Origin of the sequence: Ensifer adhaerens (assembly GCF_001270265.1) — a bacterium.
Taxonomy (GTDB): Bacteria; Pseudomonadota; Alphaproteobacteria; order Rhizobiales; family Rhizobiaceae; genus Ensifer; species Ensifer adhaerens_B.
The window spans coordinates 40071-64132 of the sequence record NZ_LGAP01000004.1 but is presented as its reverse complement, the minus strand read 5'-3'; the positions used below and the strand labels follow the sequence as shown (position 1 = coordinate 64132).

At 63.0% G+C, this 24062-nt stretch carries 23 protein-coding genes; 13 read left to right on the top strand and 10 right to left on the bottom strand.

From position 1 onward, the window contains the following. Positions 1-23: 23 nt before the first annotated feature. The 3 genes from AC244_RS10475 (at position 24) to AC244_RS10465 (ending at position 2174) form a co-directional block, all read left to right on the top strand. The gene (locus tag AC244_RS10475; protein WP_053248767.1) at positions 24-950 is read left to right on the top strand and encodes a sulfite exporter TauE/SafE family protein; all 927 of its coding nucleotides are present in this window, start codon (positions 24-26) and stop codon (positions 948-950) included. After that, positions 950-1753 (top strand): TIGR02186 family protein, encoded by an 804-nt coding sequence (locus AC244_RS10470; protein ID WP_053248766.1) that lies wholly within the window; start codon positions 950-952, stop codon positions 1751-1753. The genes AC244_RS10475 and AC244_RS10470 overlap by 1 nt, the downstream gene beginning before the upstream one ends. A 184-nt stretch (positions 1754-1937) precedes the next feature. Further along, the gene (locus AC244_RS10465; RefSeq protein WP_053248765.1) at positions 1938-2174 is read left to right on the top strand and encodes an Lrp/AsnC ligand binding domain-containing protein; all 237 of its coding nucleotides are present in this window, start codon (positions 1938-1940) and stop codon (positions 2172-2174) included. A gap of 7 nt (positions 2175-2181) precedes the next feature. On the opposite strand, the gene pdeM is transcribed toward AC244_RS10465, so the two are convergent. Both pdeM and AC244_RS10455 read right to left on the bottom strand, forming a co-directional pair. Next, the gene (pdeM, locus tag AC244_RS10460; protein WP_053248764.1) at positions 2182-2907 is read right to left on the bottom strand and encodes a ligase-associated DNA damage response endonuclease PdeM; all 726 of its coding nucleotides are present in this window, start codon (positions 2905-2907) and stop codon (positions 2182-2184) included. Positions 2908-3059: 152 nt separating this feature from the next. Next, positions 3060-5603: a ligase-associated DNA damage response DEXH box helicase gene (locus tag AC244_RS10455; RefSeq protein WP_053248763.1), complete on the bottom strand. Its 2544-nt coding sequence runs from the start codon at positions 5601-5603 to the stop codon at positions 3060-3062. Positions 5604-5713: 110 nt separating this feature from the next. Between AC244_RS10455 and AC244_RS10450 the strand changes: the two genes are divergently transcribed. Continuing rightward, positions 5714-6217, top strand: a complete 504-nt coding sequence (locus AC244_RS10450) for an Rrf2 family transcriptional regulator (RefSeq protein ID WP_053248762.1) — start codon at positions 5714-5716, stop codon at positions 6215-6217. 34 nt (positions 6218-6251) lie between these two features. Beyond that, on the top strand, positions 6252-6716 hold the full coding sequence (locus AC244_RS10445; protein WP_053248761.1) for a carboxymuconolactone decarboxylase family protein: 465 nt from the start codon (positions 6252-6254) through the stop codon (positions 6714-6716). A 62-nt stretch (positions 6717-6778) separates the two neighbouring features. Here the strand turns inward: AC244_RS10445 and AC244_RS10440 are convergent, their stop codons facing one another. Both AC244_RS10440 and AC244_RS10435 read right to left on the bottom strand, forming a co-directional pair. Then, on the bottom strand, positions 6779-7414 hold the full coding sequence (locus tag AC244_RS10440; RefSeq protein WP_053248760.1) for a YitT family protein: 636 nt from the start codon (positions 7412-7414) through the stop codon (positions 6779-6781). 107 nt (positions 7415-7521) lie between these two features. After that, on the bottom strand, positions 7522-8460 hold the full coding sequence (locus AC244_RS10435) for a methyltransferase (RefSeq protein WP_053248937.1): 939 nt from the start codon (positions 8458-8460) through the stop codon (positions 7522-7524). Positions 8461-8613: 153 nt separating this feature from the next. Between AC244_RS10435 and AC244_RS10430 the strand changes: the two genes are divergently transcribed. From AC244_RS10430 to AC244_RS10420, 3 genes are all read left to right on the top strand, one after another. After that, complete coding sequence (locus AC244_RS10430) at positions 8614-8880, top strand: DUF6460 domain-containing protein (RefSeq protein WP_053248759.1); 267 nt, start codon at positions 8614-8616, stop codon at positions 8878-8880. A gap of 2 nt (positions 8881-8882) precedes the next feature. Further along, a complete protein-coding gene (locus AC244_RS10425) occupies positions 8883-9386 on the top strand; it encodes a CAP domain-containing protein (RefSeq protein ID WP_053248758.1) in 504 nt (167 codons plus the stop codon). 344 nt (positions 9387-9730) lie between these two features. Beyond that, complete coding sequence (locus tag AC244_RS10420; protein WP_053248757.1) at positions 9731-11089, top strand: MATE family efflux transporter; 1359 nt, start codon at positions 9731-9733, stop codon at positions 11087-11089. On the opposite strand, the gene AC244_RS10415 is transcribed toward AC244_RS10420, so the two are convergent. Together AC244_RS10415 and AC244_RS10410 are read right to left on the bottom strand one after the other, a co-directional pair. Beyond that, positions 11065-12153: a quinone-dependent dihydroorotate dehydrogenase gene (locus tag AC244_RS10415; RefSeq protein WP_053248756.1), complete on the bottom strand. Its 1089-nt coding sequence runs from the start codon at positions 12151-12153 to the stop codon at positions 11065-11067. The two genes, AC244_RS10420 and AC244_RS10415, sit on opposite strands and share 25 nt — an antisense overlap. Continuing rightward, positions 12150-12497 (bottom strand): DUF952 domain-containing protein, encoded by a 348-nt coding sequence (locus tag AC244_RS10410; protein ID WP_053248755.1) that lies wholly within the window; start codon positions 12495-12497, stop codon positions 12150-12152. Before AC244_RS10410 ends, AC244_RS10415 begins: the two co-directional genes overlap by 4 nt. A gap of 122 nt (positions 12498-12619) precedes the next feature. On the opposite strand from AC244_RS10410, the gene AC244_RS10405 reads away from it, so the two are divergent. After that, positions 12620-13039 (top strand): hypothetical protein, encoded by a 420-nt coding sequence (locus AC244_RS10405; protein WP_053248754.1) that lies wholly within the window; start codon positions 12620-12622, stop codon positions 13037-13039. A 77-nt stretch (positions 13040-13116) separates the two neighbouring features. Further along, positions 13117-13767, top strand: coding sequence for a response regulator transcription factor (locus AC244_RS10400; protein WP_053248753.1), 651 nt, complete (start codon positions 13117-13119; stop codon positions 13765-13767). A 125-nt stretch (positions 13768-13892) separates the two neighbouring features. On the opposite strand, the gene AC244_RS10395 is transcribed toward AC244_RS10400, so the two are convergent. Next, positions 13893-17396, bottom strand: coding sequence for a PAS domain-containing hybrid sensor histidine kinase/response regulator (locus AC244_RS10395; RefSeq protein ID WP_053248752.1), 3504 nt, complete (start codon positions 17394-17396; stop codon positions 13893-13895). Positions 17397-17666: 270 nt separating this feature from the next. On the opposite strand from AC244_RS10395, the gene mscL reads away from it, so the two are divergent. From mscL to galE, 3 genes are all read left to right on the top strand, one after another. Beyond that, the gene (gene mscL / locus AC244_RS10390; RefSeq protein ID WP_053248751.1) at positions 17667-18095 is read left to right on the top strand and encodes a large conductance mechanosensitive channel protein MscL; all 429 of its coding nucleotides are present in this window, start codon (positions 17667-17669) and stop codon (positions 18093-18095) included. A 135-nt stretch (positions 18096-18230) separates the two neighbouring features. Beyond that, positions 18231-19397, top strand: coding sequence for a pyridoxal phosphate-dependent aminotransferase (locus tag AC244_RS10385; protein WP_053248750.1), 1167 nt, complete (start codon positions 18231-18233; stop codon positions 19395-19397). A gap of 183 nt (positions 19398-19580) precedes the next feature. Beyond that, the gene (galE, locus tag AC244_RS10380; protein WP_053248749.1) at positions 19581-20603 is read left to right on the top strand and encodes a UDP-glucose 4-epimerase GalE; all 1023 of its coding nucleotides are present in this window, start codon (positions 19581-19583) and stop codon (positions 20601-20603) included. 30 nt (positions 20604-20633) lie between these two features. Here the strand turns inward: galE and AC244_RS10375 are convergent, their stop codons facing one another. The 3 genes from AC244_RS10375 to AC244_RS10365 all read right to left on the bottom strand — a co-directional run bounded on the left by AC244_RS10375 (position 20634) and on the right by AC244_RS10365 (position 23791). After that, on the bottom strand, positions 20634-20951 hold the full coding sequence (locus AC244_RS10375) for a chorismate mutase family protein (protein ID WP_053248748.1): 318 nt from the start codon (positions 20949-20951) through the stop codon (positions 20634-20636). Between the two features lie 442 nt (positions 20952-21393). Then, the gene (gene cydB / locus AC244_RS10370) at positions 21394-22398 is read right to left on the bottom strand and encodes a cytochrome d ubiquinol oxidase subunit II (RefSeq protein WP_053248747.1); all 1005 of its coding nucleotides are present in this window, start codon (positions 22396-22398) and stop codon (positions 21394-21396) included. After that, positions 22388-23791: a cytochrome ubiquinol oxidase subunit I gene (locus AC244_RS10365; RefSeq protein ID WP_053248746.1), complete on the bottom strand. Its 1404-nt coding sequence runs from the start codon at positions 23789-23791 to the stop codon at positions 22388-22390. Before AC244_RS10365 ends, cydB begins: the two co-directional genes overlap by 11 nt. Positions 23792-24062: the final 271 nt, after the last annotated feature.

Here is a 24062-nt window from a genome sequence, read left to right as displayed (position 1 = left end):
CGTTGGCATATTGAGGTCCCGGCGTGACGATTTATCTGCCCATCGCAGAGTTGTCGGTGAACATACTCATCATCCTCGGCATGGGTGCGGCCGTCGGCTTTCTCTCAGGCATGTTCGGCGTCGGCGGCGGGTTCCTGATCACGCCTCTCCTGATCTTCTACAACATCCCGCCCGTGGTCGCTGTCGCGACCGGCGCCAACCAGGTCGTGGCATCGTCGATATCAGGCGCCATCACCCATTTCCGGCGCGGCACGATCGACATCAAGCTCGGCACGGTGCTTCTGTGCGGCGGTCTTTTGGGTGCGACGCTCGGTGTCTGGCTCTTTTCATTCTTGCGTCGGGCCGGTCAGCTCGATCTCGTCATCTCGCTGCTCTATGTGGTGCTGCTGGGCTCGGTCGGCAGCCTGATGCTGTGGGAAAGCGTGCGCGCGATGCGCAAGGCCGCCAAGAACCAGGCGACGTCGCTACGCCGCCCGGGCCAGCACAACTGGGTGCACGGGCTGCCGCTGAAGATGCGGTTCAAGAAATCGAAGATCTATCTGAGCGTCATTCCCGTTGCGGCCCTTGGTTTCTGCATCGGCATCCTGACGTCGGTCATGGGTGTCGGCGGCGGCTTCATCATGGTCCCGGCGATGATTTATCTCCTGCGCATCCCGACCAATGTCGTCGTCGGCACCTCGCTGTTCCAGATCGTCTTCGTTTCCGCCTACACGGTCATCGTCCAGGCCTCGACCAACTATACCGTCGATATCGTGCTCGCCTTCGTGCTGATGATCGCCGGCGTCATCGGCGCGCAATATGGCGTGCGGGTCGGACAGAAGCTGCGCGGCGAGCAGTTGCGCGCGCTGCTGGCGCTGCTTGTCCTTGCCGTCGGCATCCGCCTGGCGATCGAGCTCGTCATTCCGCCGAAGGATATCTATTCCGTCGTGTCAGCGGGGTTCGGTTTCTGATGACCCATCTCGCCCGCATCGCCCTTGCAGCCCTGACTTTGGCTTTCGCGGCTCCCGCCGGCGCCCAGATGCAGGACGAGAATGCCAACGACTTCACCGAAAAGCTGGAGATCGGCATCTCGACCGACGAAATCGCCATCACCTCGGATTTCCGTGGCGCCGACCTGACGATCTTCGGTGCGGTCGACGGTTTCGACCCCAATCTCCTGGTGCAGGGCAAATACAACATCATCGTTTCGCTCGAGGGCCCGAAAGACAACGCCACGGTGCGCAAGAAGGAGCGCGTTTTCGGCATCTGGGTGAACACCAGCTCCATGACCTTCGAGCTGGTGCCGGAATCCTATTCGCTGTCGAGCACGCGTGACATCGAGACGATCGCCCCGCCGGGCGAAATGGGCAATATGGGCATCGGTGTCGACCATATGCGGCTCGTGCCGCTCGGTTTCGTCGGCGACGGCAGCAATCTCGGCGAGTTCCGCAATGCCTTCCGCCGCATCCGCGAGACCAGCGGCGTCTATGAGCGCGATCCGGGCGGCGTGCAATTCATCAGCTCCAGCCTGTTCAAGGCATCGGTCCGCCTGCCGGCCAACGTGCCGAACGGGGTGCATGTGGTGCGTGCCTATCTCTTCCGCGACGGCACCTTCGTTGCCGCCAAGGCGCTGCCGTTGCGCGTCGTCAAGACGGGTGTGGAGCAGGTGATCACCCAGACGGCGCATCAGCAACCGTTCTTCTACGGCCTGTTTGCGGTGTTGCTCGCCGTCATCACCGGCTGGGGCGCGAGCCTGCTCTTCCGCAAGGAATAGTCTTTGACGGCAGTCGGCCGACGTTCCCTTTTGCTCGCCGGACAGCTAAAGAAGGCCTACTGCATAATTCCTTAAATCGGAATCGATTTAAGGAGAAAATTATGCCGCAAATTTATAGTGTTACAGTGTCCTTAGCGCGCCATGTTTGGCGCGCGGCGCTGTAAGCAGAAACAGGGGAAACTCCATGAAACCGATTTTCGTCCAGTTGCAGTGCGCTCCCGGCAAGACCTACGAGGTTGCCGACGAGATCTACCGCAAGGAGATCGTTTCTGAAATGTACTCGACGAGCGGCGACTACGACCTCTTGCTCAAGATCTACATTGAAGAAGGCCAGGACATCGGCAAGTTCATCAACGACAACATCGCCACGGTCCCCGGCATTTCCCGATCGTTGACGACGCTGACCTTCAACGCGTTCTGACGGATAATCAAGCGATCAGGTTCGTAAAGCGGACCGAATAGATCCGGTCGCGACCGAGCATGTGGGCGACCAGCTTGGCGCGATCGAACAGGCCGGTCATTGCCCGGTGGCGCAGGTCGAGACCACCGGTGGTGACACCGAAGGCCGGCATCAGCAGCCGCGTCCCATCGGTGGCAAAGCAGGCCCGTCGCACCGACTTCTCCCGCCGAACAACGGTCGCTGCCGGGTGCAGGTGGCCGGCAACTTCCCCTGACGCCTCGCCCCTCGACGGTTCATGGCGAAAGGTGAGGCCCGCGTGGCGGAATTCGTCCAGCGATATGCCGGGCAGGCCTGAAGCGCCATCGGGGTCATGGTTGCCATTGATCCACACCCACTCCCGCCCCATCGCCATCGCCGCGATCATGTGACGGAAGGTATCGGGCATTGCCGCCGAACCGACCCGGTCGTGGAAATTGTCGCCGAGGCTGATGATCAGTCTGGGGTCATGGCGGGTGATCGCCGCTTCGAGCACGCGCAGGGTGGCGAGCGTGTCGTAGGGCGGCAGCATCATGCCGCGCCGCGCGAAGGCCGATCCCTTTTCCAGATGCAGATCGGAAACGACAAGCGTTCGCGTCTCCGGCAAATAGAGGCTGCCGAGCGGATCGCAGACGGCTTCGACGCCGTGGACGATGGCGCGCGCGGAGATCGCCGTGCTGTCTGCTGGAGCCGATAGTGCGTGAGCAAGCCTGTGCATGGGTCGTCTCTTCACCGTCCTTACAGCGCTGCGCGTCAAATAGGACGCGCAAAGGCGCTGTAATGCTTTAAATTGCTGCATAATTTCGTCCATAAATCGGATCCGATTTAAGGAATTATGCAGTCGCGTGTTCGCGCGAACACGGGGCTATTCTATAGCGGCTCGCCGCCCATCGCTTCGTTGATCAGGTCGTCGGCAGCTTCGGAAAGCAGGAAGTCCTGCGCCTCGCCCTGAACCGCCTCCTTGCCGATCTCCAGCATCACGGGCACGGCAAGCGGCGAAATCCGGTCGAGCCGGCGATGGGTAATGTGGCCTTTGATTCGCTTCAGCATATCCCCGAGACGGCCGATGTCCAAAAGCCCCGTCGCCGCATCGTTGCGCGTTGCCTCCAGCAGCAGATGGTCGGGCTCGTGCGCGCGCAATACGTCGTAAATGAGGTCGGCCGATACGGTCACCTGGCGGCCGGTCTTCTCCTTGCCGGGATGCCGCTGGTCGATCAGGCCGGCGATGACCGCGCAGTTGCGGAAGGTGCGCTTCAGCAGAAACGATTCGTTCAGCCAGGCCTCGAGATCGTCGCCGAGCATGTCCTCGTCGAAGAGGTCGGCGAGCGCCTTCCGGCGCAGCTGGAACGTCGCGCCGAGATCGTCCAGTGCCCAGACGGCAAGCGAATAGTCGGTGGCGACGAAGCCGAGCGGCTTCAGGCCGGCGCGGTCGAGCCGGCGGGTGAGCAGCATGCCGAGCGTCTGGTGCGCCAGCCGTCCCTCGAAGGCGTAGATCACCATGTAATGCCGGCTGCCGCGCGGGAAGGTCTCGATCAGCAACTCGTCTTCGCGCGGCAGCATCGACACGTCCTTCTGCAGCGACAGCCAGTCGCGCACCTGTTCGGGCAGTGCTGCGCGCCGCGCCGGATCGGCCAGCATCTTGCGCACCTGTTCGGCGAGGTAGGTCGACAGCGGAAACTTGCCGCCGGCATAGCTCGGCACCTTGGGGTCGAAGGAGAACGCCTGGCTGACGAGACATTCGTTTTCGCGGATGCCTTCGAAACGCAACACCTTGCCGGAAAACAGGAACGTGTCGCCCTGGGAGAGCATCTCGAGGAAATATTCCTCGACCTTGCCGAGCGACATGCCGCCGCGGCCGAGCGAGCCGCGCTGGTTGCGCTTGACCATCCGCACGTTCAGCATCGGCGATTCGACGATGGTGCCGACATTGAGACGGTATTGCTGCGCGACCAGCGGATTGGAGACGCGAAAGAGGCCTTCCTTGGTCTTGCGGATACGGGCGTAGCGCTCGTAGGTCTTCAGCGCATAGCCGCCCGTCGCGACGAAATCGACGACGCGCTCGAAGGTTTCCCAGGTGAGCGACGCATAGGGCGAGGCGCTGGTGATCTCTTCGTAGAGCGACAGCGGATCGAAGGGCGCGGCGCAGGCCATGCCGAGCACATGCTGGGCAAGCACGTCGAGCGCACCCTTGCCGACCGGAGGCGTATCCTGCGCACCGATATAGTTGGCATCGAGCGCCGCCTGGCACTCCATCACCTCGAAGCGGTTGGCCGGCACCAGGATCGCCTTCGAAGGTTCGTCCATGCGGTGGTTGGCGCGGCCGATGCGCTGGGCAAGCCGGCTTGCCCCCTTCGGCGCACCGACATGCACGACGAGGTCGACATCGCCCCAGTCGATGCCGAGGTCGAGCGTCGAGGTGGCAACGACGGCGCGCAGCCGGTTCTCCGACATCGCCGCCTCGACCTTGCGCCTTTGGGCGACATCGAGCGAGCCATGGTGAAGCGCGATCGGCAGGTTGTCGTCGTTGATGGTCCAGAGTTCCTGGAACACAAGCTCCGCCTGGCTGCGGGTATTGACGAAGAGCAGGGTGGTGCCGTGCTCCTTGATGGCGGCGTAGACGTCGGCGACGGCGTAGCGCGCCGAATGCCCAGCCCAGGGCACATGCTCGTCGGTGCGCAGGATGGAAATCTCAGGCTTGGCGCCACCCCTGACGGTCACGAGGCCGGCATGGTCGTTCCCCTCCGGCGACTGCGGCGCCAGCCAGCGCTGCAGTTCCATCGGGTCGGCGACCGTCGCCGACAGTCCGATCGTCTGCAGCCCGGGCGCCAGCCGGCGCAGCCGGGCAAGGCCGAGCGATAGCAGGTGTCCGCGCTTCGAGGTCACCAGCGAATGCAGCTCGTCGAAGACGACGTAACGCAAATCCCTGAAGAAGCGCTCGGCCTCGCCGTTGGCAAGCAGCAGGGCCAATTGCTCCGGCGTCGTCAGCAGGATGTCTGGTGGGTTGAGCTTCTGGCGCTGGCGCTTGCCCTGCGGCGTGTCGCCGGTGCGGTTCTCGACGCGCACCGGCAGGCCCATCTCGTCGACCGGCTTCATCAGATTGCGTTCGATGTCGACGGCCAGGGCCTTCAGCGGCGAGAGGTAGAGCGTGTGAATCCCTGTACAGGCGGAGCCTGGCGGAATTTTTCCGCGTCGGATGAGGTCGACAAGAGAGGGGAGAAAGCCGGCAAGCGTCTTGCCGGCGCCGGTCGGCGCGATCAGCAGCGTACTCTCGCCGGCCTCTGCCCGCGCCAGCAATTCCAGCTGGTGGGCGCGGGGCTGCCAGCCCTTCTCGCCGAACCAGCGAAGGAAGGGGGCGGGCAAGGTCAGCGCATCGCCTTGCTTGAGCGGAGAATCGATCCTGTTCACGGAGAACAAAGGTAGATCAAATCCGGCAAAAGAGAAGCCTCCCGCGGCGGTGGTCACATGGCGATTGACTCATCGTTCTAATCATGGATAAAAAATATCCATGATTAGGGAGAAGGCGAATGAAACTCGGGGACGGTGTCGAGCAGGCGATCCACAGCGTGACGATGCTGAGCTGTCTTCAGCCCGGCAGCACGCTGTCGGCGGCAGCGCTTGCCGAATTTCATGGCGTTTCCGTGAGCTATCTCCTGAAGCACCTGCAGGCGATGTCCGGGGCAGGGCTGCTCGAAGCCGTGCCCGGCCCGAAGGGCGGCTACCGTCTTGCCCGCACGCCGGAGAAGATCAGCATGCTCGATATCGTGCTTGCGGTCGAAGGGCCGGAACCGGCGTTCCGCTGCAACGAAATCCGGCTGCGCGGCCCCAATCCCTATGCCTGCAAGCCGATGGCGCCGTGCACGATCAACGTCGCAATGCTGAAAGCCGAGCAGGCCTACCGCGCCGAGCTTCGGCGCGTGACCATTGCCGACATCATGGAAGATCTGAGCGCCAAGGACGACGGCAGCGTCGCGGCGCGAACCAACACATTTCTGGCGGTCAACGAACGCAAGTCGGCCGCCGGCGCCTGAAACCTCGCCCCTCATCCGCCTGAAGGAGAAGACCATGCAACCGCGTTTGAACTTCGTCAAAGCCGCCCCCGACGCCTATAAGGCAGTCGCCGCTCTCGACACCTACATCGTCAAGGAATCGGGGTTGGAGCCGCGTCTGATCCACCTGATCAAGCTGCGCGCCTCGCAGATCAACGGCTGTGCCTACTGCGTCGACATGCATGTGAAAGAGGCGCGTCATACCGGCCTCAGCGAGCAATGGATCAATCTGATCTGCGTCTGGCGCGAGTCGCCAATCTACGACGCCCGCGAGCGCGCGGTGCTCGCCTGGACCGAGGCACTGACCAACCTTGCCCAGACCGGCGCGCCCGATGCGGATTTCGAGCCTCTGAAGGAGCATTTCGACGAAGCCGAGATCACCAAGATCACGATCGCCATCGGCGTCATCAATACCTGGAACCGGGTCGCCGTCGGCCTGCGTTCGCAGCATCCGGTCGACGCTCCGTCAAAGGCCGCCTGATACCTCTGAGGTAGACGGCACAGCCCCGCAGTCGATCCGCGGGGCTGTGCGCCAGTGACGTTCTAGAGTGCGATGTAACGATCGGCGCGGTGGTTGATGGCCACGAACAGGTTGAGGACGACCGCGCCGAGCACCGACCAGGCGACGACTTGAGGCGTCGTCACGCCGAAGGCAGCCACCAGTACGACCATGTCGATCGCAAGCTGCACCAGCCCGGCGCGAATGCCGAAACGCTCCTGCAGGTAGATGCCGAGAATGCCGACGCCGCCGAGGCTGGCGCGGTGGCGGTAAAGCGCCAGGAGACCGTAGCCGAGAAGCAAGCCGCCGATGAGGGCAGCCCAGGCCGGGTGGATATCGCCGATGTGGAACAGGCGCGACTGGATATCGGTGAGGAACGAGGTCACGCCGATGGCGATGAAGGTCTTGACCGTGAAGGCCGGCCCGAGCCTCTTCAGCGAGAGATAGAAGAACGGCAGGTTGAGCAGGAAGAAGGCGAGGCCGAAGTTCACGCCGGTCGCGTAATGCAGCAGGAAGGCGACGCCGGCGGTGCTGCCTGTGAGCAGGCCGGCGCTTGCGAGAAAATAAAGGCCGAGCGCGGCGATCAGGCTGCCGGAGAAGATGCCCTGCAGGTCCTCGATCGGCGTGTGCCGGGTCGGGCTGGTGTTCCAAAGACCGAAAACGCTGCTGCTCTGAGCCATGGCAAAACCTCGATTGTGATGTGCCCAGCAATGCTGCAACGCACAAAAACAATCAAGAAAATTATGTCAGCAATGCTGACGTAATTTTGCGAACCAGCCCTGCGTTTTTAAGCAGGCTTGCGCGCAAGAAACAGGATGCCCGAGACCGGCTTCCCGGCATCCATGCGGATGACGGTGCGCTCGACAGCCACCATATCAAGGCCGTGGGAAGCGAGAAGGTCGCGGATATAGGCCTCGCTATGGGCGTAGCGCAGCGATGGGCGCAGGACGAAACCGTCGTCCAGACCAGCATCCTCCACCGAGAAGGCAAACAGGCCCTGGCTCGAAAGCAATTCACCGACGATCTTGGCGACGCCATCGAGGTTGCCGAGATACATCAGCACGTCGGCGGCGCTGACGAGATCGGCGCGCGCCGCGGCAAAGTTGCCGAAGACATCAGATTGTTCAGGGGGCAGCGACAGGTCGGCCCGCGCCAGCCTGTCATAGACGGCCTTTGTCTCCGCCTTTACCAGCATGTTGGCGGAAATGTCGAAGCCTTCGAGAAAAGCCGCGCGCTCGCGGATGCGTTCGCCGAACAGGCCGGTGCCGCAACCGAGATCGACGACATGTTCGAAATGCGCCCCCGCCGTTGATCTTTCGATCAGTGCGGCGAGCTTTTCCGGGACGGTGTAATCGAGCTTCTCGACCAAGGCATGGTCGAAGCGGTCGGCGTAGTCGTCGAAAAGCCGCTCGACATAGAGGCTCGGCGGCTGTTCCGGCATCTCGGTGGCACCGAGCAGCGCCAGCTTCAGACCGGCGCCGAAAATGTCTTTCGGGTTGAGGCGCAAGGTTTTGCGCAGCGCGTCGATTGCCGCCTCTTTCCGGGCCGATTTTTCCTCATAGTCCGCCAGCCGGAACCAGCCGGCAGCCCATTCCGGAACACGTTCGAGCGCTTGCGCCATAAGATCGGCCGCGCTCGCGGGCTCGCCGGCCTCGGCAAGCATTTTTGCGTAGTCGGCGCGGCGATCGGCGATCAGGTCGCCGGAGGAGAGCTGGTTGAGCGTCATCAATGTGAGATGTTGGTTGCGATCAACGCTTCTGACGCCGGACCGGGCAAAACACAAGCGGAATCTGAAAGCCGGGCACATGCCTGCCTTTTCCGGTGACTTGCGGGCGCACGCATGGCGGCTTATGTGAAGGGAAACAGGAGTATTTCGCCGATGTCGGACGGAGTGAACAAATTCTTGGGGGATTCGCCGCTGCGCGTCCTCGTCAAGCTCGTCGTGGTGTCGATCCTCGTCGGGTTCGTCATGACCGTTTTCGGCTGGTATCCCGCCGACATCTATTTCGGCATCCGCAACTTCCTGCTCGACCTCTGGCACACGGGCTTCTCCGCTCTCGGTCGGGTCGGCGACTACTTGCTGCTCGGCGCTGCGATCGTCATTCCCGCCTTCTTGATCCTGCGTGTCATGAGCTACCGGCGTTGAGCATGACGGATCAGCTTTTCTTCATCGAGCGGCGCGGCTTTCTGCGCGCCGGCGCCGTCCTTTCGGTCGGCGTGCTCGCCGGCTGCACGACATCCAACGTGCTGACACCCGGAAGCGGCACTGGTAGCGACCAGACCGAGGCGAGCCTCGGCCATGTCAACGCCCTGCGCAAGAACAAGGGCCTGTCACCGCTGGTGGCGGACAAGGCGGCCTCTGTCGCCGCCATGAGCCAGGCGGCTAGAATGGCGAAGGTCGGCAAGATGCAGCACCTGATCGGTTGGCGCGACAGTTTCTACGACCGGATGAAGAGCCAGGGCGTCACACTGCCGGCGGCCGAAAACATCGCCATGGGCCAGGACGATGCCGAGCGTGCCTATGACGCCTGGTACAAATCGCCGAAGCACCTCGAAAACATGCTGGGCAAATATCGCGGTCTCGGCGTCGCCGTGGCGCAGAACACGGCTTCGGGGAACCGGCCCTTTTGGGCCATGGTGCTGGCGGGGTAAGCGCCCCTTTTCTCTGTCAATCGCAGTCAATGCGGCCCCTCATCCCCCTGCCGCGACCTTCTCCCCGCGAGCGGGGAGAAGGAAACCCGTGGTCATCGCTTGAGTCTACAATTGCCGTCTCGACGTCATCCTGTTCTGTGACCGCGGATACCACCTGATGTCTCCGCCGCCTGCGCACGTCCCCTCTCCCCGCAGGCGGGGAGAGGGCTAGGGTGAGGGGCTGTTGTTTCGAGACAGGCAGGAGAGGTCTGATTGCGATCTCTCAACCATTCATGGTGTCTTGCGCCCGCCTATGATCTTTCCCTAAAACGGTCGTCACGCACCCATCACGCCGGGACCGTTCGATGACCGCCGCTTCTCCCGCTTCGCCGAGCGATCCCGCCGGCCCCTTCCACGTCACGCATCGTCTGATCCTGGCGATCGCGCTTCCGATGACGCTCGGCTTTCTCACCACGCCGTTGCTCGGCCTCGTCGGTACGGCGGTCGTCGGTCGCATGGGCCAGGCGACGCTGCTGGCCGGGCTTGCGGTCGGCGCAGTGATGTTCGACCTGATCTTCACCACCTTCAATTTCTTGCGCGCCGCCACGACCGGCCTTGTCGCGCAGGCTTATGGAAGGGGGGAGCGGCGCGAACAGCAGGCCGTCTTCTGGCGCTCGCTGGTGATCGCGCTCACGGCCGGTGTCGCGCTCGTCGCCCTGTCGCCACTTCTTCTTGCCGGTGGTCTGTGGTTGATGGGCCCGCCAGCCGAAGTCGAGGCGGTCACCCGCACCTATTTTCTCTGTCGCATCCTGTCCGGTCCGGCTGCACTTGCCAATTACGCCATCCTCGGCTTCGTGCTCGGGCGTGGCGAAGGCACGATCGGTCTGATGCTGCAGACGCTGATCAACGGCATCAACATCGTGCTGTCGATCCTGCTCGGACTGGTCTTCGGCTGGGGTGTCGCCGGCGTCGCGATTGCAACCGTCACCGGCGAGGTGATCGGTGCGCTGGCCGGATTTGCCATCGTCTACGGTCGTTTCGACCGGAAAGACGCGCCAAGCTGGGCGATGATCTTCGATCGCGAACGGCTGAAGCCGCTGTTCGGGCTCAATCGCGATATCATGATCCGCTCCTTTGTACTGCTTGCGGCTTTCACGCTGATGACGCGTATCGGCACGGCCTTCGGCCCGGTGACATTGGCAGCAAACGCGGTGCTGATGACGATCTTTCTCGTGGCCGGCTACTATCTCGATGGTCTTGCCAATGCGGCCGAGCAGCTGATCGGCCGTTCGATCGGCGCGCATTACCGTCCGGCCTTCGATCGGGCGCTGAAGCTGACGGCCGCCTGGTCGTTCGGACTTGCCGCCCTGACGACCGCGGCGTTCCTGCTCTTCGGCAGCGGGCTTGTCGACCTGCTGACGACGGCGCCGGATGTCCGCACGGTGGCCTATGAGTATCTGCCCTGGGCGGCGCTGACGGCGATGACCGGCGCGCTCGCCTTCCTGATGGATGGGGTCTTCATCGGCGCCACTTGGTCGCGCGAGATGCGCAACATGATGCTGGCGGCCTTTGGCGGATATATCGCCGCGCTGGCGATCCTTGTCCCCGCCTTCGGCAATCACGGCCTATGGGCGGGGCTCAACCTGTTTCTCTTGATGCGTGGCCTGTTCCTGCTTGCCCGAATTCCGGCAAAGGCGGGTCAGACCTTCCGCTCGGCCCAGTAATCGAGGCGGCTGTCGCGCAGGTCGCGGATCGATGTCAGGCCTTCGCGATCGCAGAGCTCGGAAAGCCCGCGCACGATCCGGCCGGGCAGGGCAGGGCCCTCATAGACCATGCAGGAGTAGAGCTGCACCAGATCCGCGCCGGCACGGATCTTTTCTGCAGCCGTTTCGGCCGAGCTGACGCCGCCAACGCCGATGATCGGCAGATCTGGACCGACGCGCTTGCGCATCCGGGCAAGCACCGCCGTCGATTTCTCAAAAAGCGGTTTGCCGGAAAGGCCGCCCGCTTCCTTCGCCTGGGCCCGGTCCTTGAGGCCGTCGCGCGAAAGCGTCGTGTTTGACACGATGAGACCGTCGAGCTTATGCGCCAGAACCTCGGCCGCGATGTCGTCCATGCCTTCCTCGGTCAGATCGGGTGCGATCTTGAGGAACACGGGCACGACCCTGCCGCTACGCGATGCCTCTTCGTCGCGCGCGGCAAGCACGGCCGACAGCAGCGCGGCCAGGCTCTCGCGCGCCTGCAGGTCGCGAAGGCCGGGCGTGTTCGGCGAGGAGATGTTGGCGGTGAAGTATTTGGCGACGGCGTAGAAGGTGTGGATGCCGCTGACATAGTCGCCGATGCGGTCGGCGCTGTCCTTGTTGGCGCCGATATTGACGCCGATCAGCGCATCGCGCGCGCAGGCCTTCAGGCGCGCCAAGGCTGCGCCATGGCCCTCATTGTTGAAGCCGAGGCGGTTGATCACCGCTTCGTCTTCCACCAGGCGGAAGATGCGCGGCTTGTCGGTGCCCGATTGCGGACGCGGCGTCACGGTGCCGATTTCGGTAAAGCCGAAGCCGATCTTCAAAAGCGCTTCCGGCACTTCGGCATTCTTGTCGTAGCCGGCGGCCATGCCGAGCGGGTTGGGGAAGGCGAGGCCAGCGACGGTCTGGGCGAGCCGCTTGTCCTGCCTGGTCGGACAACTCGGCACGAGGCCGGTCTTCAAGGCCTTGATCGACAGGCCGTGGGCGGCTTCCGGATCGAAGAGGAAAAGCCCGCGGCGGGCGAGGTTGGCAAAAGGATTGTTCATGCGTCGAGTTCCGGGAAGACGTGAAGGCCATCCGCGCCAAGCGGCAGCGGCTTTTCCCACAAGACGGCCGAAAGGAACAGCGGCGCATAGAGATGCGGGAAGAGGGCACCGCCGCGTGACGGCTCATAAACCAGCTCTTCGCCGAGGGCATCGCCATCGATCGCCACCAGCAGCAGGCCTTCCTGCCCTTCGAAGTGGCGGGCGGCGGTTTCGACCGCCTGTTCGCCTGTCGAAAAATGGATGAAGCCGTCGGCAAGGTCGATGGGTGCGCCATCGAAACGGCCGGTGCGCTTGGCTTCCTGCCATAGTGCGGCCGGAACGATCTTGTATATGATTGAGCTCATGATGCCCGCTTATCCGTCGTGATGTTCTGTCGTGGCCTTGCCGCAAATATCGGCGATTGTCCATTGCTGAAGGTCGTTCACCGGCGGATTTCCGCCCGCATGTCCGCAACGGAGAGGAAATCATGAAAAGAGCAATCGCAGTTCTGCTGATCGGCGTGGGCCTTGGCCTTGCCGGAGGCGTGCGCGCCCAGGAACCGGCTCCGGGCCGCTACAGCATGCAGAAGTCCGAGACCGGCATTGCCCGGCTCGACACCCAGACCGGCGAGGTCTCGCTCTGCCAGGAGAGGGATGGCCAGCTCGTCTGCCGCATGGCCGCCGACGAGCGCACAGCCTTCGAGCTGGAGATCGATCTCCTGACCAAGCGGGTGGAAGCGCTGGAAAAGGCTGTCGAATCCGGTGGAGCCGTCGCAAAACCGGACCTTCCGACCGATGAAGAGATTGACCGGACAATGGGCATCATGGAAAGAATGATGCGCAAGTTCATGGATATCGTGAAGGATCTTGAAGGCAGCAGCGACGAAGCGTCGCCGCAGAAGACCTGAGGGGTCGGACGGACCGTGCGGCGACAACCGGCGTTTGGAGGCGTCGGTTGCGGCCGAAGCTCTTGGGAGGGAGCGACATGACGCCGGACATGACCATCATCATCGCAGACGATCACCCGCTGTTCCGTGGCGCGATGCGGCAAGCATTGAGCGGCATGGCCGGTGCGCCGGCCATCGTTGAAGCCGGCGATTTCGCCACCGCGCGCAAGGCCGCCGCCGATTATCCCGACGCCGACCTGATGCTGCTCGACCTGACCATGCCCGGTGTCAGCGGCCTGTCGGGCCTGATCGCGCTTCGTGCCGAATTTCCAAGCCTGCCGGTCATGGTGGTTTCCGCCCATGACGATCCGGCGACGATCCACCGCGCGCTCGATCTCGGCGCCTGCGGCTTCCTGTCGAAATCGGCGGGGATCGAGGAAATCCGCAACGGCATCGAAAAAGTCATGGCCGGCGAAGTCTTCGTGCCGGCCGGCTACGAACAGGGGCAGGAATACGAGCCGGAGGTCGCCGATCTCTTGCAGCGGCTGCAGACCTTGACGCCGCAGCAGTCGCGTGTGCTCAGCATGCTCGGCGAGGGCCTGCTCAACAAGCAGATCGCCTACGAGCTCGGAGTCTCCGAGGCCACCATCAAGGCGCATGTGTCGGCGATCCTGCTGAAACTCAACGTCGACAGCCGCACGCAGGCGGTGATCCAGCTATCGAAGATCGGCACGGTGGCTGCCGCCTGAAGCATGTCGCGCAAAAGTGTGCAGCGGTTTTGCGATAACGACATGCGAAAGAACAAGAGCTTAAAGTGCGGCACGCGAATCCCGGAGATCGCGACGTGCTTGAAGGCGCGGCACTGCATCAACGACTATTCCGCAGCCGTCTTTGCCACCGTCGAGAGCTGGGTAAGCCATGCCCGCATGGCGGCCGGCCGAACCGGCTTGTTCTGCAGGCCGACGCCGTCCCGCTCCGCTGCTCCGCGCACTTCCGGCGACCGGTCGGCGGTCACCAGCAATGCCGGTATGTTTTCACCAAACAGCGCCCGGATGCGCGCGATAGCGTCAATGCCGGTGCCGTCGTCGAGGTGGTAGTCGGCAATGATGGCGTGCGGCCGCTCCTGCGCGGACGTCGACATCTCGGTGCAGGCAGCCAGCGATTCCGCCGTCGTGACGATGCAGCCCCATCCCGACAGCAGCACCCGCATGCCTTCGATGATGCGCGGCTCGTTGTCGATGCACAGCACGCGCAGGCCGTTGAGCGCCTCGCTGGCCTTGGTCGTCGGCACCGGCCCTGCGGCCACGCGCGCGCCGGCATTCGCGTCGAGCGGCACCGTGACCTTGAAGCCGGTGCCCTTGCCGGGCCTCGACTGCAGGCTGACGGGATGATTGAGCACGCGGGAAATTCGATCGACGATGGAAAGCCCGAGACCGAGGCCCGACGCGGTGCGGACACCTTCGTCGAGCCGCGCGAATTCCTTGAAGACGGTGCGGAACTTCGATGCCGGGATGCCGATGCCGGAATCGAGCACCTCGATCGTCGCCATCTTGCCGCGCCGGCGCACGCCGACCAGCACCTTGCCTCTGAGCGTGTATTTGACGGCGTTCGACACAAGGTTCTGCACGACACGCCTGAGCAGGTTCGGGTCCGTGCGCACCACCAGCGACGTTGGCATGACCACAAGTTCGAGATCCTTCGCCCGTGCCATCGGTGCAAAGTCCGTCTCGACACGGCGCAGCAGGTCGTTGAGCGGCACGGACTGCAGGCGCGCCTTCATCGCCCCGGTATCGAGGCGGGAGATATCGAGCACGGCGCCGAGAATGGCTTCCACCGATTCAAGCGAGGAGTCGATGTTTTCCACCAGCGTGCTGTTGTCCGACTCCCCCAGCCGCTCGACCAGCGAGGAGGAGTAGAGGCGAGCGGCATTGAGCGGCTGCAGGATATCGTGGCCGGCGGCGGCGAAGAAGCGTGTCTTGCCGATATTGGCCTCTTCGGCGGCGGCGCGTGCCTCGGCCAGTTCGTGGTTGACGCGGGTCAGCTCGCCGGTGCGCTCGGCGACGCGCAACTCCAGCGTCTCGTTCGCTTGCTTCAGCGCCATGTCGGCGGCGACCCGCTGGGTGATGTCGGTATAGGTCGTGACGATGCCCTTGTCGGGCATGGCGTTGGTGCGCACTTCGATGATGTGCTGGCCGTTTCCAAGCTCCAGCAGGAACGGCTTGTCGAGCGTCAGGAAGTTGGCGATCAGCCGCTTCTCGTCCTCCTTGCGAATGTCGCCGCGCTTGGTCAGGATCGCAACGATATCGGCAAGCGGGAAACCCACCTGGCCGGCGGCCTCCGGCAGGTCAAGCAGTTGCCGGAAGCGCCTGTTCCAGATGATCAGGTTGTTGGCATTGTCGAAGACGGCAATGCCCTGGTCCATCTGCGAAAGCGCGGTCTGCAGCATGTCCTGATTGTATTGCAGCGCTTCGCTTGCCTGGTCGAGCAGCCAGGCGGTATCCGACGAGGTGTCGTCGACCCGCTGCAGCACCAGCGAAAAGACGAGACGGGCCGAGGACGACCCGATGGCGCTGCCGAGCAGCTGTTCGGAAAAATGCACCAGCGCCATGTCGGCCTGCGCGTTGTCGTCGAGCCAGCGGCCGGACTGGCGCTCATAGGTATGGAACGAACGCTGCATGCGCTCGTCGCCCATGTAGCGGGCGATCGTCGCCTTGAGGTCGCGAACGGTGACCTTGGTCTTGCGGCCGCGAAACGCCCTTTCGCTGCGTGATCGCCGTGTAATGAAGACACCCGCCTGGAAACGTTCCAGCGGCTTGGGCGCGCGCGTCAGCGAGGCGATCACGTACATGGTCAGGTTGACGAGCAGGCTGAGAGTGGTGGCGTTGACCAACGGGTCGGCATCGGCGCCGGAAAAGATGTCGGTGAAGGGCAACAGGAAGCTGAGGACGATCGTGGCGACATGAGAATTGTCCGGCCCACCGAGGCTCGGCAGGAACAAGAGATAGGCCCAGACGAAGAAGCCCGAGATCATGCCGCAGATTGCGCCGCGGGCATTGGCCTGCCGCCAGACAAGACCACCGAGCAGCGACGGCGCCATCTGCGATATGGCAACGAAGGAGAGAAGGCCGAGGGAGGCGAGCCCGGCGCTGATATCGGCCGAGCGGTAATAGGCGTAGCCGAGCAGCAGCACGACGAAGATTGCCGTGCGGCGAATGTTGAGCAGTGTGCCCGCGAGGTTTTCCTGCAGCCCGCCGCGCTGGCCGAGATTGCGGCGCAGGAAAACCGGCATGACGATGTCGTTGGAGATCATGATCGACAGTGCCACGGAGGCGACGATGACCATGGCGGTCGCCGCCGAAAAGCCGCCGATGAAGGTGATCAGCGTCAACAGCGGCAGGCCGTTGGCGAGCGGCAGCGTCAGCAGGTAGAGGTCGGCGTCGCCGGATCCCGAGAAGGTCAGGATGCCGGCAATCGCGATCGGCAGAACGAAGAGGTTGATGGCGACGAGATAGAGTGGGAAGAGAATGCCCGCGGTGCGCAACTCGCCTTCGGTACGGTTCTCGACGACGGTGACGTGAAACTGCCGCGGCAGCATGATGATCGCAAAGGCCGAGGTGACGATCAGCAGGATCCAGCGCGCGATCGGGGTTTCATAAGAGAGCGCCTGTTCGACCGCGGGGCTTTGCTGGGCGAGCGTCCACAGATGCGTCGGCCCGTCGAAGATCACGAAGACGATGTAGAGGCCGGCGGTGATCAGCGCTACCAGCTTGACCACCGATTCCATCGCGATCGCCAGGATCAGCCCGTCCTGGTGTTCGGTCGCGTCGGTATGGCGGGTACCGAAGACGATAGCGAAGCAGGCGAGGAACAGGGTGACGAGAAGCGGCAGGTCGATGAAGCTTTGGCCGGCACCGATGCCGTAATCGCTGGTGTTGATCATGGCCGCGACCGAGCTGGAGATCGCCTTCAGCTGCAGCGCGATATAGGGCACGGCGCCCACCAGCGAGATCAGCGCGACGATCGCCGCAACCGCCGGGTTCTTGCCGTAGCGCGCCGCGATGAAGTCGGCGACGGAGGTCAGCTTCTCGGTCTTGGCCAACCGAATGATCTTGCGGATCAAAGGCATGCCGAGCGTGAACATCAGGATCGGGCCGATGTAGATGCCGGTGAACTCGAGTCCGCGCTCGGCTGCAAGACCGATGCCGCCGAAATAGGTCCAGGACGTGCAATAGATCGCAAGGCTCAGCGCATAGACCAGCGGCCTGCCTTTGACCGCTGTACTTTTCCTCCTGGCCCGCCGGTCGCCGTAGCTTGCGACTGCGAAAAGCAGCAGCAGATAGGCAAAGGCCGAGGCGAAGATGACCGAACCCGAGAGCATGCCTCATTCCTCCGGCGGCAAGCATAAGCCAACTGCAAGAGGTTGAGAATTGCCTCGGGCATCAGTCTTAAGTCCAAGGCTGCGTTGCAGAAAGCCCGCGAGTTGTGGTTGCGGTCAGACGCCGCTCGCTGTCGGACAACTCGCTTGCATGCGATTTGATCAAAGGCAAAGAAAGGTTTCCTCGTTGCCCGCTTTGGTTTAGTTTCCGTAACGGTTGCAGCGCGGGACAGCGCCGGCGGTCGCTTTCAACGGGGATATACGGAGAGACGTATGCTGAATGAGTTCAAGGAGTTTATTGCCCGCGGGAACGTCATGGATCTCGCGGTCGGTGTGATCATCGGCGCCGCCTTCAGCAAGATCGTCACGTCGGTCGTCGAAGACCTGGTGATGCCCATCGTCGGTGCGCTGACCGGCGGCGGTTTCGATTTTTCCAACTACTTCCTGCCGCTGTCGGCGAACGTGACGGCGACGTCTCTCGCCGCTGCTCGCCAGCAGGGTGCTGTCTTTGCCTATGGCAACTTCATCACCGTGCTCATCAACTTCCTGATCCTCGCCTGGATCATCTTCCTGATGATCAAAGCGGTAAACCGCATGCGCAAATCGCTCGAAAAACAGAAGGAATCCGAACCGGCCGCGCCGCCGCCGGAAGATGTCCGGCTGCTTTCGGAAATTCGCGACCTGCTGAAGCAACGCGCCTGAGTTTTCCCTCCCGCAGGCTCCGGCGTTGGCCGGAACCTGCGAAACATCACAGAAATCAATAAACCGGTCAGATAAAGTCGCGTGATCGCCACTGCGAAAGCGGCTAGAAGCGACGGGCAATTTAGGAGCCTGTCGATGACCATCATGACCACCATCAGTCCTCGTGCACACTCGGCGCCGGAAAGCGGCATCGTCGAGGTCGTGAACTATGCCCGTGGGCGGGATGGTCTGATCCCGCTCTGGGTGGGCGAGGGCGATCTTTCGACGCCGACTTTCATTTCCGCGGCCGCCAGCGAAGCCCTTTTGGCCGGCGAGACCTTCTACACCTGGCAGCGCGGCATCCCGCCGCTGCGTGAGGCGCTGACCCGCTATTACCAGCGCCGGTTCCAGAAGGCTCTGTCGCCGGAACACTTCTATGTCACCGGCTCAGGCATGCAGGCAATCAAGCTTTCGATCGAGGCGATCACGTCGCCAGGCGACGAAATGGTGCTTTTGACCCCGGCCTGGCCGAATTTTGCCGCGGCCGCCGAATTGTCGGGCGTCAAGCCGGTCTCGGTGCAGTTGCGCTTCGAGAACGGCAAATGGCAGCTCGACCACGAGCGGCTCGAAGCGGCGATCGGGCCGAAGACCAAGGCCCTGTTCATCAACACGCCGTCGAACCCGACCGGCTGGACCGCGAGCCATGACGATCTCCGCGCGATCCTCGCGCTTGCGCGCAAGCATGGGCTCTGGATCGTCGCCGACGAGATCTATGCGCTCTATCATTATGCCGGCGGCCGGGCGCCGTCTTTCCTCGATGTGATGGACGACGACGAGCGCATCATCTTCGTCAATTCCTTCTCCAAGAACTGGTCGATGACCGGCTGGCGCGTCGGCTGGATCGTCGCTCCGCCGGCAATCGGCCAGGTGCTTGAAAACCTGGTGCAATATGCAACCTCGGGCGTGGCGCAGTTCATGCAGCGCGGCGCCGTCGTGGCGCTGGACGAGGGCGATGCTTTCGTCGACGCCAACATCGCCAAGGCGGCACAGAGCCGTGACCTCTTGTGCGACGCGCTGATTGCGACCAATCGGGTCGAAACGCTGAAGCCGGACGGCGCTCTCTACACGTTCCTCAAGATCGACGGTGTCACGGATTCGCGCGCTGCGGCCATCGACATCGTCGACAAGACAGGCGTCGGCCTTGCGCCGGGTACTGCCTTCGGCGATGGCGGCTCCCTGTTCATGCGCGCCTGCTTCCTGCGTGATCCGGCTCAGGTCGCAGAGGCGGCAAACCGCCTGCAGGGCTACATCCTCGGCCGCTGAAACACGACCGTCGCACATGTCGGCGCGCGCGAAATGCGCCGCCGGTCTTTGCCCGTGACCATTTCTTAACTCTACACCAAGGAATTGTGGTCCCGCTGCCCGCCAGACGTGTCGCCTTTACCTATTCCGAAAGCATCGGTGGGCTTTGCTGTCTCCGATGTTCCAGGGAACGGGAAGCAGCGAATGGCCGTGTTGGTAACGGGCGGTGCCGGCTATATCGGCAGCCACATGACGTGGGCGTTGCTCGACGCCCGTGAAGATGTGGTCGTGCTCGATCGGCTGTCGACCGGTTTCCGCTGGGCCGTGCCGTCCGAGGCGCGTTTCTACCGTGGTGACGTCGGCGACAAGGTTTTGCTGGCACGTATCTTCGACGAAAACAGCATCGATGCCGTCGTGCATTTCGCAGGTTCGGCGATCGTTCCTGAATCGGTTGCCAACCCGCTTGCCTATTACGAAAACAACACCGGCAATACGCGCACGCTGATCGAGGCTGGCGTCAAGGCGGGGGTCGGCCGTTTCGTTTTCTCGTCGACGGCCGCCGTCTACGGCAGCCAGGACGGCGAGGAACCGGTGCGCGAGACGGCAGCCCTCCACCCCGAAAGCCCCTATGGGCTGTCGAAGCTGATGGCCGAGTTGATCCTGCGGGATGCGGCTGCCGCCCACGATTTCAGCTATGTCGCGCTGCGCTATTTCAACGTCGCCGGGGCCGATCCGTTGGGCAGGACAGGTCAGTCGACGATGGGCGCGACGCATCTGGTCAAGGTCGCCTGCGAGGCGGCACTCGGCAAGCGGCCGAAGGTCGATATCTACGGCACCGATTATTCGACGCCTGATGGCACCGGCATTCGCGATTACATCCATGTGGCCGACCTTGTCGAAGCCCATATGCGCGCGCTTGCGTATCTCAGGGCCGGTGGGGAGCCGCTGGTCAGCAATTGCGGCTACGGCGAGGGTTTTTCCGTGTTGCAGGTCATCGACACCGTCCGGCGCGTCTCCGGTCGTGACATTGCGGTCGAGCACGGACCGCGGCGACCGGGCGATATCGCGCGCATCATCGCCGATCCCTCGATGGCGCGGCTGAAGCTGGATTGGGTGCCGACCCATGCAAGCCTTGACGAGATCGTCGAGAGCGCCTTGGCCTGGGAGCAGTATCTGGTACGCAAGAACAGCTACGACTTGCCGCGCCTGCAGATGCGGTTGGTCTGATACCAACGCAGGTTGGTATGAGGCCCTCGATCAGGGCGCATGATCGTCGTTCGTTTCGCCAAGTATCTTTTGCTCATGCGCGATCGCATGGTCGATCAGCCGCGCCCAGATTTCCTCGTAGAAATCCGGGTCCAGGTTCCGGCTTTCGGCATTCTTGCGGGCGTTCTCACGCACTTCCATGACCCGCGCCGGGATATCGGCCTTCAGCTTCAGCGGCCGTTTGATCTCCGCGGCGCGGTCGATATAGCCCCAGCGCTCGGCGAAAAGCGCCATCAGTGCCTGATCGAGCCGATCGATCTCGGCGCGCACATCGGCCATGGTCGTGCATTCGGCTGGGGTCTTTTGCATCTGTCTCGTCCGGTTGCGGCAGTGATGCCTTGCGCCCGCATGGGCACGCGGCGCTCTTGCGGCGCACTGCTAACAAACGGCGGGTGATCTGAGAAGAGGCAGCAGGGTCGCACGGTCCAGGTGCCATCCAGGGGATGGTCACCACGTGCCACCCGGCGGGTGGTCACCCGGTGCCACCGGGACGGTGGTCACCTCAGCAGGCGATCGCTTGGCGGGGGAGGAGGGTGCGGTCCTGTCTCCGTCCGCGGCGATCGCCTGCTGACGTGTTGGGAAAAGCTAACCCGCCAAGCTTGAGCGAGGCTTTTTGCCCTGTCACCGAACGATTACAGTCAAGTGCCGATCATCAGCTTGATCGCAAGCCCGACGACGGTGACGGTGGCCACTCCCGCACACCAGAGCCCAACGAACCAGAGAAGCTTTCGGCCGGTTCCCGTTTCGCTCTTCAATGGTAGCCCTCCTCCGGATCGACCTTGCCGCGGAAAACCCAATAGGCATAACCGGTATAGGCAAGGATAATCGGTATCAGCACCAGCGCGCCGGCAAGCAGGAACGACAGGCTTTCGTCGGGCGCCGCCGCATCCCAGATCGTCAGCGATGGCGGCACCATGTAGGGATAGAAGCTGATGCCGATGCCGGCATAACCGAGCACGAACAGCCCGAGCGCGGCAAGGAACGGCCGGCTGTCATGCCGGGTCCTGATGCCCGAAATCAAAAGGTAGAGGCAGGCAAGCACCAAGAGCGGCACGATGATGCTGAAGATCGCCGTCGGCCAGCCGAACCAGCGCTGCAGATAGAGTGGTTCGAGGAACGGCGTCCACAGGCTGACGATGCCCATGGCGGCGACCGTGCCGAACGAGCATTTGAGGGCAAGGTTGCGAGCGCGATCCGCCAGGTCGCCATGGGTCTTCATGACCAGCCAGGTGGCGCCGAGCAGCGCATAGCCGACAACGACGGCGATGCCGGTCATGATCGAGAACGGCGTCAGCCAGTCCCACCAGCCGCCGGTATAGGCGCGATTTTCGACCGGAATGCCCTGGACCAGTGCCCCGAGCGTGATCCCTTGCGCGAAGGCGGCGAGCATCGAGCCGCCGGCGAAAGCCCAGTTCCAGAGATACTCGGCCCGCCGTGTGCGCCAGCGATATTCGAAGGCGACGCCCCGGAAGATGAGGCCGATGACCATGGCGATGATAGGCGCGTAAAGGGCCGGCAGGATCGTGGCATAGGCCAGCGGGAACACCGCCATCAGGCCGCCGCCGCCGAGCACCAGCCAGGTCTCGTTGCCGTCCCAGACGGGTGCGACCGAGTTCATCATCACGTCGCGGTCGTGCTTCTCGGGAAAGAACGGGAAGAGGATGCCGATACCGAGGTCGAACCCGTCGAGGATGACATAGGCGAGCACCGCAAAGGCGATAATGCCGGCCCAGATCAGCGGCAGATCAATGTCCATGATGACCTCCATGGGGGTTGGCAATGGCAACACCGGCCGTGCGGATCGGTCCCTCGTCGAGATCCGGCATCGGATCGCGCGGCAGCCGCGCCATCAGCCGCAGGATGTAGAAGGTGCCAGCGCCGAAAACGAAGAAATAGACAATGATGAAGGCAAGCAGCGAAGCGCCGACGGCGGGGGCCGCAATCGGTGCGACCGAGTTTGCCGTCAGCAGATGGCCGTAGACCGTATAGGGTTGACGGCCGACCTCCGTGGTGACCCAGCCGGCGAGCACGGCGACGAAGCCGGCCGGCCCCATCACGACCGCGGCGCGATGCAGCCAGGCATTGCTGTCCAGCGTACCGCGATACCGACACCACAGGCTCCACAGCCCGATGCCGAGCATGGCGAAGCCGAGGCCGACCATGATGCGGAACGACCAGAAGACGATGCTGACGGGCGGATGCAGCTCCTCGGCAATGGTGTCGAGGCCGGCAAGCGGCGCGTTCAGATCATGCTTGAGGATGAGGCTCGACAGCTTCGGCACCTCGATGGCGTAGTCGACGCGCTTCTCGGCGGAATTGGGAATGCCGAAGAGAATGAGCGGCGCGCCGTCGGGGTGGCTCTGATAATGACCTTCCATCGCCATCACCTTCGCCGGTTGATGTTCCAGCGTGTTGAGGCCGTGCATGTCGCCGGCAAAGATCTGGATCGGTGCGACGATCGCCGCCATCCACATCGCCATCGAGAACATTTTTCGCGCGCGCCGCGGCGCCGTCTTGCGGATCAGATGCCAGGCGCCGCAGGCGCCGACGACGAAGGCCGTCGTCAGATAGGCGGCAAGCACCATATGCACCAGGCGATAGGGGAAGGACGGGTTGAAGACGATCGCCCACCAGTCGACCGGCACGAACTGCCCGACCTCGTTGATGGCAAAGCCTCTGGGTGTCTGCATCCACGAATTTGCCGAAAGGATCCAGGTGGCCGAGATCAGCGTGCCGATCGCGACCATCGCCGTTGCCAGAAAATGCAGCTTCGGGCCGACGCGGTTGAGGCCGAAGAGCATGACGCCGAGGAAGCCTGCCTCGAGGAAGAAGGCGGTCAGCACCTCGTAGCCCATCAGCGGCCCGATGATCGGCCCGGCCTTGTCGGAAAAGACGCTCCAGTTCGTGCCGAACTGATAGGACATGACGATGCCGGAGACGACGCCCATGCCGAAGGCGACGGCAAAGATCGTCTTCCAGAAATTGAAGAGCTCGAGATAGACCTCGTCCTTCTTCCAGAGCCACAGCGCTTCAAGCACCGCAAGGTAGCTGGCGAGCCCGATCGAAAAGGCCGGGAAGATGATGTGGAACGAGACGGTGAAGGCGAACTGGATGCGGGCAAGTATCGTCGCATCGAAATTTTCAAACACGGCACAATCCTTTCAGACGTGCAGCGCCGCGCGTCCGTTTGGACACGCAAAGGTCACTGCAGCTCTCCGGTCTGCTGCACACTTCGAGCCTTGCACCGTTTCCGATCTCAGGCGTTACGCAGGGTCTTTCAGGTCGGGCCAATCCTGTGGTTGCGCCCGAGTTTCAGCATGTGATTGAATCTGAGCCAAAATTGCCAAAGGTCAATGACGGGCCGGCCGCCACGTTGTCACACTGCGGCAATGTCGCGCTTGCGGCAAAAGGGAGCGGGCG